The sequence below is a fragment of the Microbulbifer sp. CnH-101-G genome (genome assembly GCF_052466775.1).
The window spans coordinates 3766360-3778856 of record NZ_CP174292.1 but is presented as its reverse complement, the minus strand read 5'-3'; the positions used below and the strand labels follow the sequence as shown (position 1 = coordinate 3778856).

Here is a 12497-nt window from a genome sequence, read left to right as displayed (position 1 = left end):
GCACAAACTCCTGCGGCGACCTGCATCCAAATCGACTCTTATCTGCGTCGAACTCCAGTAGAATGCGCGCTAATTAAAATTTGACCAGTTCCGGTCACAGAATGGGGTAGAGGGTGCCTGTGAAAGTGTCGAGCAAGAACAAGCTTTTATTTACCGTTTTGGCTATTGGGGTGGCCGCCATTACTGCGGTGGTGTTATTGAAGCCGAAGCCGGAAGAAAAACCACCGGAAGCGGTGGTACCGCCGGTGGCGGATGTCCTATATGCGGAACCGGGGCGCCAGACCCTGTTGGTACCGAGCCAGGGAACGGTGCACGCCCGCCATGAAATCGAAGTGGTGGCTCGTGTCGGCGGTGTGATTGAAAGTGTGGGTGAGGCCTTTGTGCCCGGTGGTTTTTTTGCCGAAGGGGAATCGCTGCTTCAGCTTGAACAGGCGGACTACACCCACAAAGTGACCCGCGCCGAATCGCAGCTGGCCGATGCCAAGTCCGCCCTGGCACAAGAGCAGGGCAGAGCCAAGCAGGCCAAGCGCGAGTGGCGCGACCTGGGCAGCGAGGCCGCCAACGCACTGTTCCTGCGCAAGCCGCACTTACAGGCCGCCGAAGCTGCAGTGGCCGCCGCGCGCGCGGATCGCGACCAGGCCAAGCTGGACCTGGCGCGAACTGCAGTGAAAACGCCGTTTGCTGGTCGCGTAGTGGAGACCTATGTCGATCTCGGTCAATACATCACTCCCGGCACGCCCCTGGCAAAAATCCACAGCACCGGTATCGCCGAAGTGCGCCTGCCTCTGACCGACCAACAGCTGGCACTGCTCGATCTGCCTCTGGGTAAATCCTTTGAACATGGCCCCGAGGTACGCCTGCGGGCAATGGTGGCTGGGCTTGAGCGCGAGTGGCGTGCCCAGCTGGTGCGCACCGAGGCCAGCATCGATACCAATAGCCGCTTTATTTATGCCGTGGCTCAGGTACAGAACCCTTATGAAGGCGATGTTCCCTTGATGAACGGCTTGTTTGTGGAGGCCGATATTGCCGGTCGCACTCTGGACGGCATTGTGGTTTTGCCGCGCCAGGCCCTGCACGAGGGCGACCACCTGCTGGTGTTGGATGAAGAGAGCAAGCTGGTGTTCAAAACTGTGGAGCTGTTGCAGAGCATTGGTGACCAGGTGTGGTTGCGCGGCGACATCGCCATTGGTGACCGCGTCGTGGTGTCCAGCCTGGGCTACTCCCGCGAGGGTATGGCACTTACTGCTAATCCACTCAACGAGAAGCCAGCCGGTCTGATTGATAGTGTTAAGAGCGATGCTGAAGCCGATTCAAACACCACCGGCGAGACCGCAGCAACAAATAGTGCTGCCCACGGAGGCCACTGATGAACGGCATTATTTCCTGGTTTGCGCGCAACAGTAAGGCCGCAAATCTGCTGATGATTATGATCATCATCGGCGGTTTCTTCGGAATCAGTGGGATTGATCGCGAGGTATTTCCGGCGATTCAGCCCGGTATTGTCGAGGTGGAAATCTCCTATCCCGGTGCCGGTCCGGCGGAAGTCGAGCAGCAGGTGACCGTGCGTGTGGAGGAGGCTATCTCTGAGGTGAAGGGCATCAAGGAGGTGAACTCCGCCTCCCGCCGCAGCCACTCCTCCATCGAAATTCAAGCGGTGGATGGTTACGACGAGCTGCGTCTGCTCAACGATATCAAGGTGCAGGTGGATAGTATTAACACCTTCCCCGAGGGTATCGAGCGCCCGGTGATTCGCCTGCAGGAGTGGGATACCCAGCTGATGATGATCGCCATTGGCGGTCCGGTTTCCGAGCGCCAGCTCAAGGAGACCGCGCTGGATCTGCGCGACAAACTCACCCTGATTCCCGGTGTGCGCCGTGTGGATATCTGGGGCGAACGCCCGGATGAGCTGTCCATCGAGGTTTCCGAGCTGGACCTGCGCCGCTACAACCTGAGCTTCAATGATGTAGCCAACGCGGTGCGCCGCTCCTCCCTCGACCTGCCCGCGGGTATGGTGCGTTCGGATCGCGGTGATATCCAGGTGCAGACCCGCGGTCAGGCCTATACCGCTGAGGACTTCGAGCGTATTCCGGTAGTCAGCCGTGCCGATGGCTCTGTACTGCTGCTGCGCGATGTGGCCACCGTGCGCGATGGCTTCGAGGAGTACAACAACGTCATTCTCTTTAATGGCAACCCGGCTATGAACCTGCGTGTGGTTCAGGGGGAGCCGCTGGATGTGGTGGCCACTGCCGAGCGTATCAAGGCGTTTATGGCGGAGGCGCGCACCCAGTTGCCGCCGGGTATGGAGTTCGACGTCTGGTTCGACTTCTCCAAAGCTTTTGAAGGCCGCATGAACCTGTTGACCACCAACGCCTTAAGCGGCTTCGCCATGGTCTTTATCATGCTGATGCTGTTCCTGCGTCCGGCGCTGGCGATGTGGGTAACGGTGGGCATTATTGTGGCCTTCCTCGGTGCTTTCTGGTTGCTGCCGGTCACCGGGGTCAGCCTGAATATGCTGTCGCTATTCGCCTTCCTGCTGATTCTCGGCATTGTGGTGGACGATGCGATTATTGTGGGGGAAGCGGTGCATGCGGCCCACGATCGCGGTGTGACCGGTCTGGCCGCGGCGGAAGAAGGTGTGAAGCAGGTCTCCGCGCCAGTGATCTTCGCCGTGACCTCCACCATGGTGTTCTTTATCCCCATGCTGTTCCTGCCCGGATATACCGCGCAGATGATGTTGGCACTGCCGGTGGTGGTGCTCTTGTGTCTGGTGTTCTCCCTGGTGGAATCCCTGCTGATCCTTCCCGCGCACTTGGTGGGTATGAAACCGGAACAGCCGGCTAAATCGAACCTGGGCATCAAGCTGCAAAAACTGCGTGGCCGCTTCGCCGGGGCCATGAAGACCGCTGGTGACAAGTACTACTTGCCGCTGCTCAAGAAGTCCCTTGGCAACAGCCGCACCACGGTGATGGTCTTTTTCATGGCGCTGGTACTTGCCATCAGTGTCTTTAGCAGTGGTTATGTGGGGTCTTCCTTCTCGCCACAGGTACCGTCGGATCTGTTGGAATTGCGTGCCAGCATGGCCGATGGCGAGCCTTTCCATGAGGCCGAGCGCGTGATGAATCAGGTGCTGGAGGCCGCAGACAAACTTTCCACTGATGAGGAAATGCTGAAGCTCAACGACGGCGAGCCCTTCGTAATGAACTCCATGGTGTTCAATTGGCGCGGCAACATCTTTGTGATCTTGCAGCTCACCGACGGTGAGATGCGCGATGTGACTTCCAAAACCCTGTCGCTGCGCTGGCGCGAGCTGATCGGTGAAATGCCGGCCAGTGTTGAAGACCTCAATATTGATGCCACCATCAACGATGGCGGCAACGGTATGAGCTTGAACCTGAGCACCGCTTCGGGGGATATGGACGAATTGCGCGCTGCCGCCGATGCGGTGAAGAAGAAGATGAACAGCTATGCCGGTGTTTACGATGTGCGTGACAATCTCACCAGTGCGCGTCGCGATATCGAAATTCAGCTGAAGCCCCACGCCACCACCATGGGTATCAACCTGGCGGATGTGGCCAGGCAGGTGCGGCAGGGTTTCTATGGCGAAGAAGTACAGCGTATTCCCCGCGGTCGCGAGGACGTTAGGGTGATGGTGCGCTACCCGCAGGAAGAGCGCGCCAGCGAAGAGCAGATGGATCGTGTGCGTATTCGCACGGCGCAAGGTGAGGTGCCCTTCTCTGCGGTAGCCGAAGCGGTCTATGTGCCCGGTTACACCACCATCCGCCGCAACAACCGCGAGCGCACCGTGCGTGTGTTTGCCGAGCTGACGCCGAACACCTCCACTGCGCAGGAAATTCTCAAGGATATGCGCGAGACCCTGGTGCCTGAGCTGGAGCGCCAGTTCCCCGGTTTCTCCCTGAGAACCGCCGGTGAAATGCAGGAGGAGGAAGAGTTCAACGGTGCGATCCTGGCGTTCTTCGTACTGTCACTGTTCGCTATTTACGCGCTGCTGGCCATCGCCTTCCGCTCCTACTCGCAGCCGCTGTTGATCCTCACTGCAGTGCCGTTTGGCTTCTTTGGCGCGGTAGTGGGCCACCTGTTGATGGGCCACGATATCAGCATTATGTCCATGCTCGGCTTCCTCGCCGCAGCGGGGGTTGTGGTGAACGATAACCTGGTATTGATGGATCGCATCAACCAGCTTCGCGCCCAGGGCGTAGCTGTTATGGATGCGGTGGTGCAGGCGGGTCGCGATCGTTTCCGCCCGATTATCCTCACCTCTATCACCACCTTTATCGGGTTGGTGCCGATCATGTTCGAGCGCTCTATCCAGGCGCAGTTCCTGATCCCCATGGTGATCAGCCTCGCCTTCGGCGTCCTGTTTGCCACCGCCGTGACTCTGGTGCTGGTGCCAAACCTGTACAAGGTGATCGAAGTGCTGCGTCCGAAAGGCAAGCGCCAGGGCCAAATTGACACCCCGGTGTCTCTGGAAACGGCCTGATAGCAATTTGCGTTTCAGGCAATGGTGGGGGTTTTCTGCCATTGCCTGGCCTGCGCATTAATGCCTAAACTACCCGCCTGCAAAACGCCGACATTCCAGTCGGCTTTTTTATAGTGTTTTACAGGATCTTCACTCATGCGCATCCCGCGTATTTACTCCCAGCAGGCCCTGGCCGGTGTTTCGCAAATCGAGTTGGATGAGGGTGCCTCCCGGCATCTGGTAAAAGTTCTACGCCTCGGCGCCGGCCACCCGATGACTCTGTTCGATGGGCTGGGTGGCGAGTACTCTGCGGAATTGCTGGCTACGGGTAAGCGCGCGCAGGTGGGTGTTGGTGCATTTCGCGAAGACAATCGCCAGTCGCCTCTGGCGTTAACCCTGGCTATTGGCATTTCCCGCGGTGACCGATTCGACTGGGTGATACAGAAGGCCACTGAATTGGGAGTAGCGGCCATCCAACCGCTGTTCAGTGAGCGCTGCGAGGTCAAACTATCCGGTGAGCGCCTGCAAAAAAAGCTCGGTCACTGGCGCCAGATTGCTATCAGCGCCTGTGAGCAGTGTGAGCGCAATCTGTTGCCGGAAATTGCCGAACCGGTAAAACTCCCTCAGTATTTACAAACCTCAACCCAACAGGGCGAGCCGCAAACCAAACTGGTATTACACCACCGCACCGAGCTGGATCTGCGCCGCTGGGAAGCGGACAATGGCAAGCCGGATTCGGCCCTGTTGATGGTGGGGCCAGAGGGTGGATTGTCCCAGGCGGAGATTGATCTGGCCTTGGGCCACGGCTTTATGCCACTGCGCCTGGGGCCGAGGGTTATGCGCACCGAAACCGCGCCTATCGCCGCACTGTCGGTGTTGCAGTTCCAATGGGGTGACCTGTAGGAGCCGGCGCAACCCAAAATTGGATAGGATGAAAACCAGGAAGGGAAACTATGATTCGAGTGATTGTAGGGTTATTGGGTATTGCCATTGTCTTGTTGTCACTGGCAGTGATTGCCAAGCCCAAGTTGGCGCAAACCATCAGTGAGAGGCTCAGCGAAACAGGCTATTTCTTTTCCGCCTGGCTGCGCATTCTTGTCGGTCTTTTTCTGCTTTTGGTCGCCGACACTCGCAACTGGTATATCCTCTTCAACGCCCTGGGTGTATTGGTGCTGTTGAGTGGCGCCTATATGCTGCAGATTGGTTTTGAGCGCGGCAAAGCGCTGGCCATCAAAATCTCCCAGGGCAATGAAAACTTCCTGCGTATCAGCGGCATACTCGGGTTGATCATCGGTATTATGCTGCTCTCCGCACGCTGATTTTATGGGGTCCCATGTCTTCCACAGATTTGATCATTTTTGATTGCGACGGTGTGCTGGTAGATAGCGAGAGCATCGTCTGTCGCATCCTCGCTGAAGAAATGAATAAGTTGGGTATGGCCACCACTGCGGAGGAGCTGGATGAGCAATTCAGCGGCCGGCCCGCCAGGGATTGCCTACTGGAAATCGAGAAGCGTTTCGGCGGCCCCCTGCCGGACAATTATTTTGGTAATACCGAGCGCCGTATCCGCGAGGCATTCCACGCGGAGCTGGAGCCCATAGCCGGCATTGAGGGTTTGCTCGATCACTTACAGCAGATCGGCATGCGCAGCTGTGTGGCCTCATCGGGCTCGCACCAGAAAATGCAGCTGACCCTGAATAAAACCGGTCTCTACGACTACTTCGACGGCAGGATCTACAGTGCTGAGGATGTTTCCCGCGGTAAACCCTGGCCGGAGCTATTCCTGCATGCGGCCACTAGCATGGGGGTGAAGCCGGAGCGCTGTCTGGTAGTGGAGGACTCCAACGCCGGTGTGGAAGCCGCGGTAGCCGCCGGCATGCGCGTGGTTGGCTACAGCACCCATAGTCAGAGAGCGCCACAGCTGGAGCAGCGCGGTGCCCGGGTAGTTAGCGATATGATGGCGGTGTTGAACTTCCTCTAACGGCTAGACATCTCCTCCTTCCGGCAGCTTGTTCTACACTGAATTTGACGTCTGCAAACCGGAAGTTTTGTCTATGGCGGGCAAGCCTTTATTCGTCTGCTATCTCGCCCTGCTGGTATTGCTACTTGCCGGCTGCCCCAACCCCGATCCCAACAGGAAATACGCCCTTGAGCCTCAGTCAGTGGTGCAGTCTGGTGAGAGCGAGAAGCAGGCGCGGCAGGCGGCTCCTTTTGCCGATGATTTGGTGCGCTTCCTGCGTGGAAATTCCCGCAAAGGGGGGGATACTTTCCGGTTGCGTTTAGAGTTTGACCCCGGTGGTTTCGCACCGCGCATGGATAGCATCGCCGACCTGGAAGCACTGCTGGTGATCATGCGCGATTTCCCCGAGATGCGTATTACGATTGAGGGGCACACAGATAATGACGGTGACCCAAAGAAAAATCTGCATCTTTCTCAGTGGCGTGCTGACTGGGTGCGCAATTTTTTGATAGAGCGCGGTATCGATGGCGAGCGCATGCGCGCCCAGGGTTATGGCGATACCGATCCTATAGCCGATAACGAGAGCAAGGCGGGGCAAAGGGAAAACCGGCGCCTGGTTATCCGGGTGCTTAATTTTGATCGAATGCCCAGTAGATTGCCTCGATTGAAGACATCTCCGAGCCCATAAATTCAAATAAAAAACCCGGCGATAAATGCCGGGTTTTTTATTATTGCGGTTGTCGAACCATCTTTATTGTCGGCTTATCAGGTGGATGCTTTACCCAACTCCTCACCGCCGCTTGCCGGAGCCTGGAAAGGCTGGCCACTAATAACCTGACGCATCAACTTCCCACCCTGGCGCAAGCCGAGAATGCTCTGGGCCGTTAGTACCCCCGAGATCATCGCCCCAGCCACGCCACAGCTCATTACATCTTGGCCGGTGAGATAGAGCCCATTGAGTCGCGTCTTGGGTCTCAGCCAGCGCTGCTCAAATCGCTTGGGATCGTGGTCGAGGCCATAGATTTCACCGCGTGGATAGAAGCAGAAATAATCCGTGGACAGTGGTGTGGATAACTCGTAGTAATCGATTTGCCCACGAAGATGAGGGAAATGCCTGTACAGGTGCTCCAGTAAGCGCTGGCTGAAGGCCTCTTTTAGGGTCTCGTAGTCATCACCGCGCTTGCCCCAGGGTTTGTCACTCCACTGGGCGAACCAATCGTAATTGGCTGGGGCAACGATTTCGATAGTGGCCCGCCCAGGATAGCGCTGGGTAAAGGTGGGGTCCTTGGCCGAGGGGAAAGAGATATAGGCTAGCGGAATATCTTTGTCGCTATCCTGCAGGAAGGCCTGCATATCCTCCTCGTAGTTCTCGCTGGTATAGAGCCAGTAATTGGTTTTTGGCAGCTGTAGTTCTTCGGCGGTTTTTTCCAGGCCAATGTACAGGCACAGATGAGACATGGAGGGAGTGACAGTTTTCAGGTCGTGCAGATAGCCGAGGCGCTCACTGGCACTCTGGGGCAGCAGTCTCTCGAAGGTATTAAATACACCGGCCCCGGAAATCACCACGGGCGCCTCGATTTCGGTGCCATCGCTCATGCGCAGGCCGCGAACCTTATTGCCATTTAACAGAATGGTTTCCACCTTGGCATAGGTAAAAACATCGCCGCCACTGGCCTGAATCTGCGGAATAATGGTCTCGGAAATCTTGCTGGCACCGCCTACCGGATAGTAGCCGCCATACAAATAATGCTTGGCGATCAGGGCGTGAATAATAAAACTGCTCTGTGCCGGCGCCATGCCGTTGTCGCCCCACTGGCCGGTGAGCACCGAAATCAGTTTTTCATTGCCGGTGATCTCGCCCAGCACTTCGCGGGTGGTTTTGTTCAACCAGGAAGGATCGCGCAGCTTGCGCCACAGGCGCATAAAAGGGCCACACCAGCTGGGAAACAATTTCTCCATTGCCATGCGCTGCATGGACTTGGCCACCTCGTTGAGACGGGCCAGGTAACGTTCAATATTCTCCCGTTCGGCGGGGAAATGTTTGACCAATTCATCGATAAACGCCTGGCGACCGGCGCGCAGATCAAACTGCTCCTCGCCGATACAAATGCGATCGTAGGTGTCGTCCATCGGCGCCCAATGCAACTTACCACCGGTGATAAAGTCGAAAATCCTGCTTGTCATGGTGGGGTGTTCGCCCACATCGCCAATGTAGTGCACGCCGACATCCCACTCGTAGCCATTGCGATCGTAGGCATGGGTATAGCCGCCGGCGGTGTAGTGCTGCTCCAGGACCAGTACCTTCTTACCGGTGGCACTCAGCATGGCGGCGGTAGTCAGGCCGCCGATTCCAGAGCCGATTACCAGGGCATCGTAGGGGCCGTTCAAGCGACTGGCACGGTAACGCTGGCCAATACGCAGGCGGCTGGGCTTGGGGGCGCTGCGTTTCTTTTCAGTAGTTTCGGACATGGTGGCCTCATCACTTTTATTTTTATCTCTCAACCATATCGTTCAAATATTGACTATGCAACAAGTTGCATAATTTCAACCTTTCATACCGCCTTGCCTATCTAATATAAGGCGATATACACTATGTATATAAATTATATATACGGTGTATAAAATGGGTATCGTTAAGATCTCGGATGAATTACACGATGAAATCCGTAAGGCGAGTACCACGCTGGCACGTTCTATTAACGCCCAGGCCGAGTACTGGATAAAGATCGGTATGTTGGCCGAGCTGAATCCAGAGCTCAGTTACAGCCAGTTGTGCAAGAAGCTACTACGCACCGAATCATTTACTCTGGAAGAGCTCATTCGTGAATAACATAAAAATCAAGACCGCCAGGGAACAGGCGTTGATGCGTAACTCCGGTGAATTATTGAGCCGCGTGTTCGCTATGCTCGATGGTATTGTGAAGCTGGGTATTACCACCATGGAAATTAACGACCGGGTGGAAACGTTTATTACCCGGGAGTTGCAGGCGCGCCCGGCCAGCAAGGGGCAATACGATTATCCCTACTCTCTTAATACTTCGATTAATGAGGTGGTGTGCCACGGCATGCCTCGCGAGGGGCAGGCGTTGCGCGATGGGGATATCGTCAACGTGGATATCACCCTGGAAAAGTCCGGTTATATCGCCGACTCCAGCAAGATGTATATGATCGGCAGCGTAACGCCCATTGCCAAAAAACTGGTGCAGTGTTGTTACGATGCCATGTGGGCCGGCATTCACACCGTAAAACCCGGCGCGACTTTTGGTGATGTGGGTCATTCGATCCAACAGTATGTTGAAAAGCGCGGGTTCAGCGTGGTGCGTGAGTACTGTGGCCACGGTATTGGCCGTGAAATGCATGAAGAACCCCAGGTAATGCACTTTGGCCGAGCGGGCAGCGGAGCTGTTTTACGCGAGGGAATGACATTTACGATTGAGCCCATGATTAACCAGGGCAATCGCAAAACCAAGCTCAAGAAAGACGGTTGGACCGTAGTGACCAAAGATGGCAGGCTCTCCGCGCAATGGGAGCACACAGTGCTGGTTACGGCGGATGGGTATGAAGTACTGACTTTGCGGGAAGAGGAAAAGAAGAGTTAGGGGAGAGGCTAATTTCTTCGCTTTCATAACACGTAGAGAGCAATTCTCTACGTGTTATGAGCTTGATCTAGCGCTCGGACTCAGGATACCTGTCCTGAACTCACTCCACTGTCAGTGGAGGTTTCCTTTGCTACCCAATCGAGCAATTTTTTAGCGCGTGATCGAACCTTGTGATTGTGGGACCAGGCCAGAGTTCTCTCCAGAAATGGTTTTGCAAGCTTTGGCTTTTTAAGTTTTGCGAGGTGAAAGCCAATAGCGCTATTTATTTCAATACTATTTGGATTCTTCTGATAGGCCGCCATCATGGTTTTCAGCGCGGCAACACTTTCGCCTTTGTACTGCTGAGCCATCCATTTGTACTGGTAAGCCGATAGGGAAGCCGGATTTAGCGCTATAGCCATATCTGCATAATGCACCGTTTTGGTATAACTCCCCTCATCCCATTGTCGGGATTCAAGCATATTCTGTAAGCTATATAAATGGTACATAGATAGATTCGTTGCTGCTGTATGATTCAAATCAGATATTTCTGATAATTCCTGAAGTAAAGCCTGTGCCGCAGCCTCCTGCTGATTGTGCATTAATAGATTCGCTTTCAGAGCGATAACTCCAGGTAACTTGGCAGCATCTTTTTTTACTTTATTCAGATAACTTAACGCCTGATCGTATCTTTCTAGATCAACTGCGCGCTCCGCCAGTAATAGGGACTTTTCATTATGGTTCAGTTTGCGCTTTTCGATTTTAAAGACATTTTTGGTTAGATTAACCTTGTAGCCGGACAGGCGCCGTTCCTTCAGGTAACGAGTTAATGCGATATCCAAATCTTCCACTCGGATATCATAATGCTGGCTAAAGAGATCTAGTGGATCTCCACCATTATTAATATCCGCTAGGTAATTTCTGGTTTTTTCATGATATGCCTTTTCTCTGGCATCTTCGCTGAAAAATAAATAGTGTAATAATAACCATGCACTGGCGTAATACTGACTGCTATGTTTCCAACCCTTTCTACTGTAATCCGGCTGAAGAATTTCCCTGACTTTCAAGGGACCCTCTTCCAAATCGTAAGCTCTCCACTCAGGGAAGTTGCCGATGGTGATGGAATCCTGATCAATAGTCGCGCTGGCTAGTAACTCTGCGAAGCCTTCTGAATACCACCTGGGGTACCGCATGGAACCGCGCTCACGCATAAGATGGTGAACATATTCATGAAACATGATTGCTTGGCCGTTCAATATGCCACGTTTGTTTTCCTGGGAAAAAATTAAGGGGCCATCGATGGTATTGATGTAGAAGCCTGCGATACTTCTTTTTCCAGAGAATTTTTCAAATTCTCTAGACTTATTAAAGTGATAGACCCTAAGCCTAGAATTTTCAGGACGATCTTCCATGCCTGTTACCATAAGTGAGGCACTGCGAAATTTTTCCAGCTCGCGCAATAAAGCCTCAGCTTTTTTCGATGAAACATCGGAGTAGACGGTAAAGTTAGTGCTTTTATATTCCCGCCAGTCTCTGGCGTAGGCTGATACCGTCAAGACGGATAGCAACAGAAAGGATATAAGGCAGTAAACTCTGCTTTTCATGGAATATCTCTAATATAAGTGCGGAGAGGCTTGAGCCAATTAAAGGGGCGGGATTTTATAGGGGCATATACGTTTAGTACATGCAAAATCTTATGGTCATTTGGTATAAGTGTTGTCTATCCCGCTTTCCTTGGCCTATGGTGACGGCATGTCTCTCAGTTTGTGTCGTTGACTTTTACAGTGTCTTTATCTGAGATTAAATTGTTGACGAATGTCATTGATCAGTATTTTCCTCGAACTCTTGTGGCGCTCATGAGGTGCGAAAAGGCTGCTGGCGCTCTCTAACAGGTCAATAGCCCTCTGTAATTTTTGTAGGCCTGTTCTGCTGAGATTTTTCTCTTTCGCTAGCTCCTTGATCTCTAGGGAGGCCAGTTCTTTACGGGCTATATCCTCGGGGAGTCCGCTTTTGGTGCATAACCCATAAGTTCCATCGATAAAGTGTTTCCACTCGCTTTCGATATGTGTGGCAAGCCCCTTGTTCATTCTTATATCGGAACAGTTATGGCCAATAGACTTTAACTGATAGATTGTGTCGGTGTATCTTTTCTTAAATAGATCAAAAATCTGTTTCGGATTATTTTGTAGCCGAAGGTCTTTTAACCAGGACACATAACCTTTGGCGTAGAACTCCTGGTTATGGGATTCATTATGGGTGCCGAAGAATGAATGGCATTGCAGGTCCAGTACCAGCGTGTAGGAAGCTTTAGGCATAACAAGGGTATTCTGGTAGTTTGCAAACTCTTCCTGCCTTAAACCGCTTAGCGATAGCAGTTCCTCTTTGCTATAAAAGTGACTCTGTAAATATTCTATCAATTTCATAAGTACACACTCGAATGTGCTGTTGCGATCAGATTGGCAGTGCAGATTGACATAAATCT

At 53.7% G+C, this 12497-nt stretch carries 12 protein-coding genes; 8 read left to right on the top strand and 4 right to left on the bottom strand.

Annotated elements, in window-relative coordinates:
• The first annotated feature begins 119 nt into the window (after nucleotides 1-119).
• Together ACJJID_RS16740 and ACJJID_RS16735 are read left to right on the top strand one after the other, a co-directional pair.
• The gene (locus tag ACJJID_RS16740; RefSeq protein ID WP_444920456.1) at nucleotides 120-1367 is read left to right on the top strand and encodes an efflux RND transporter periplasmic adaptor subunit; all 1248 of its coding nucleotides are present in this window, start codon (nucleotides 120-122) and stop codon (nucleotides 1365-1367) included.
• On the top strand, nucleotides 1367-4498 hold the full coding sequence (locus tag ACJJID_RS16735; protein WP_444920455.1) for an efflux RND transporter permease subunit: 3132 nt from the start codon (nucleotides 1367-1369) through the stop codon (nucleotides 4496-4498). Before ACJJID_RS16740 ends, ACJJID_RS16735 begins: the two co-directional genes overlap by 1 nt.
• Nucleotides 4499-4512: 14 nt before the next feature.
• Here the strand turns inward: ACJJID_RS16735 and ACJJID_RS16730 are convergent, their stop codons facing one another.
• On the bottom strand, nucleotides 4513-4635 hold the full coding sequence (locus ACJJID_RS16730) for a hypothetical protein (protein ID WP_444920454.1): 123 nt from the start codon (nucleotides 4633-4635) through the stop codon (nucleotides 4513-4515).
• On the opposite strand from ACJJID_RS16730, the gene ACJJID_RS16725 reads away from it, so the two are divergent.
• From ACJJID_RS16725 to ACJJID_RS16710, 4 genes are all read left to right on the top strand, one after another.
• Nucleotides 4634-5380, top strand: a complete 747-nt coding sequence (locus tag ACJJID_RS16725) for a 16S rRNA (uracil(1498)-N(3))-methyltransferase (RefSeq protein WP_444920453.1) — start codon at nucleotides 4634-4636, stop codon at nucleotides 5378-5380. The two genes, ACJJID_RS16730 and ACJJID_RS16725, sit on opposite strands and share 2 nt — an antisense overlap.
• 50 nt (nucleotides 5381-5430) lie before the next feature.
• A complete protein-coding gene (locus ACJJID_RS16720; RefSeq protein WP_444920452.1) occupies nucleotides 5431-5796 on the top strand; it encodes a hypothetical protein in 366 nt (121 codons plus the stop codon).
• A 14-nt stretch (nucleotides 5797-5810) separates the two neighbouring features.
• Nucleotides 5811-6458 (top strand): HAD family hydrolase, encoded by a 648-nt coding sequence (locus tag ACJJID_RS16715; protein WP_444920451.1) that lies wholly within the window; start codon nucleotides 5811-5813, stop codon nucleotides 6456-6458.
• A 73-nt stretch (nucleotides 6459-6531) separates the two neighbouring features.
• On the top strand, nucleotides 6532-7125 hold the full coding sequence (locus ACJJID_RS16710) for an OmpA family protein (RefSeq protein WP_152455732.1): 594 nt from the start codon (nucleotides 6532-6534) through the stop codon (nucleotides 7123-7125).
• Nucleotides 7126-7202: 77 nt separating this feature from the next.
• Here ACJJID_RS16710 and ACJJID_RS16705 read toward each other — a convergent pair whose 3' ends face one another.
• Nucleotides 7203-8906 (bottom strand): phytoene desaturase family protein, encoded by a 1704-nt coding sequence (locus tag ACJJID_RS16705; protein WP_444920450.1) that lies wholly within the window; start codon nucleotides 8904-8906, stop codon nucleotides 7203-7205.
• 154 nt (nucleotides 8907-9060) lie between these two features.
• Here ACJJID_RS16705 and ACJJID_RS16700 point away from each other — a divergent pair, with 154 nt between their 5' ends.
• A complete protein-coding gene (locus ACJJID_RS16700; protein ID WP_444920449.1) occupies nucleotides 9061-9267 on the top strand; it encodes a ParD-like family protein in 207 nt (68 codons plus the stop codon).
• Entirely contained in the window at nucleotides 9260-10036 is a 777-nt protein-coding gene (gene map / locus ACJJID_RS16695) for a type I methionyl aminopeptidase (RefSeq protein ID WP_444920448.1), read from the top strand. Before ACJJID_RS16700 ends, map begins: the two co-directional genes overlap by 8 nt.
• 80 nt (nucleotides 10037-10116) lie before the next feature.
• On the opposite strand, the gene ACJJID_RS16690 is transcribed toward map, so the two are convergent.
• Nucleotides 10117-11619: a tetratricopeptide repeat protein gene (locus ACJJID_RS16690; protein WP_444920447.1), complete on the bottom strand. Its 1503-nt coding sequence runs from the start codon at nucleotides 11617-11619 to the stop codon at nucleotides 10117-10119.
• 186 nt (nucleotides 11620-11805) lie between these two features.
• Nucleotides 11806-12438, bottom strand: coding sequence for a DUF6058 family natural product biosynthesis protein (locus ACJJID_RS16685; RefSeq protein ID WP_444920446.1), 633 nt, complete (start codon nucleotides 12436-12438; stop codon nucleotides 11806-11808).
• Nucleotides 12439-12497: the final 59 nt, after the last annotated feature.

Coding starts and splice junctions, on each gene's coding strand:
- ACJJID_RS16735 (WP_444920455.1), top strand. CDS start 1,367: ATGAACGGCATTATTTCCTGGTTTGCGCGCAACAGTAAGGCCGCAAAT.
- ACJJID_RS16725 (WP_444920453.1), top strand. CDS start 4,634: ATGCGCATCCCGCGTATTTACTCCCAGCAGGCCCTGGCCGGTGTTTCG.
- ACJJID_RS16730 (WP_444920454.1), bottom strand. CDS start 4,635: ATGAGTGAAGATCCTGTAAAACACTATAAAAAAGCCGACTGGAATGTC.
- ACJJID_RS16720 (WP_444920452.1), top strand. CDS start 5,431: ATGATTCGAGTGATTGTAGGGTTATTGGGTATTGCCATTGTCTTGTTG.
- ACJJID_RS16715 (WP_444920451.1), top strand. CDS start 5,811: ATGTCTTCCACAGATTTGATCATTTTTGATTGCGACGGTGTGCTGGTA.
- ACJJID_RS16710 (WP_152455732.1), top strand. CDS start 6,532: ATGGCGGGCAAGCCTTTATTCGTCTGCTATCTCGCCCTGCTGGTATTG.
- ACJJID_RS16705 (WP_444920450.1), bottom strand. CDS start 8,906: ATGTCCGAAACTACTGAAAAGAAACGCAGCGCCCCCAAGCCCAGCCGC.
- ACJJID_RS16700 (WP_444920449.1), top strand. CDS start 9,061: ATGGGTATCGTTAAGATCTCGGATGAATTACACGATGAAATCCGTAAG.
- ACJJID_RS16690 (WP_444920447.1), bottom strand. CDS start 11,619: ATGAAAAGCAGAGTTTACTGCCTTATATCCTTTCTGTTGCTATCCGTC.
- ACJJID_RS16685 (WP_444920446.1), bottom strand. CDS start 12,438: ATGAAATTGATAGAATATTTACAGAGTCACTTTTATAGCAAAGAGGAA.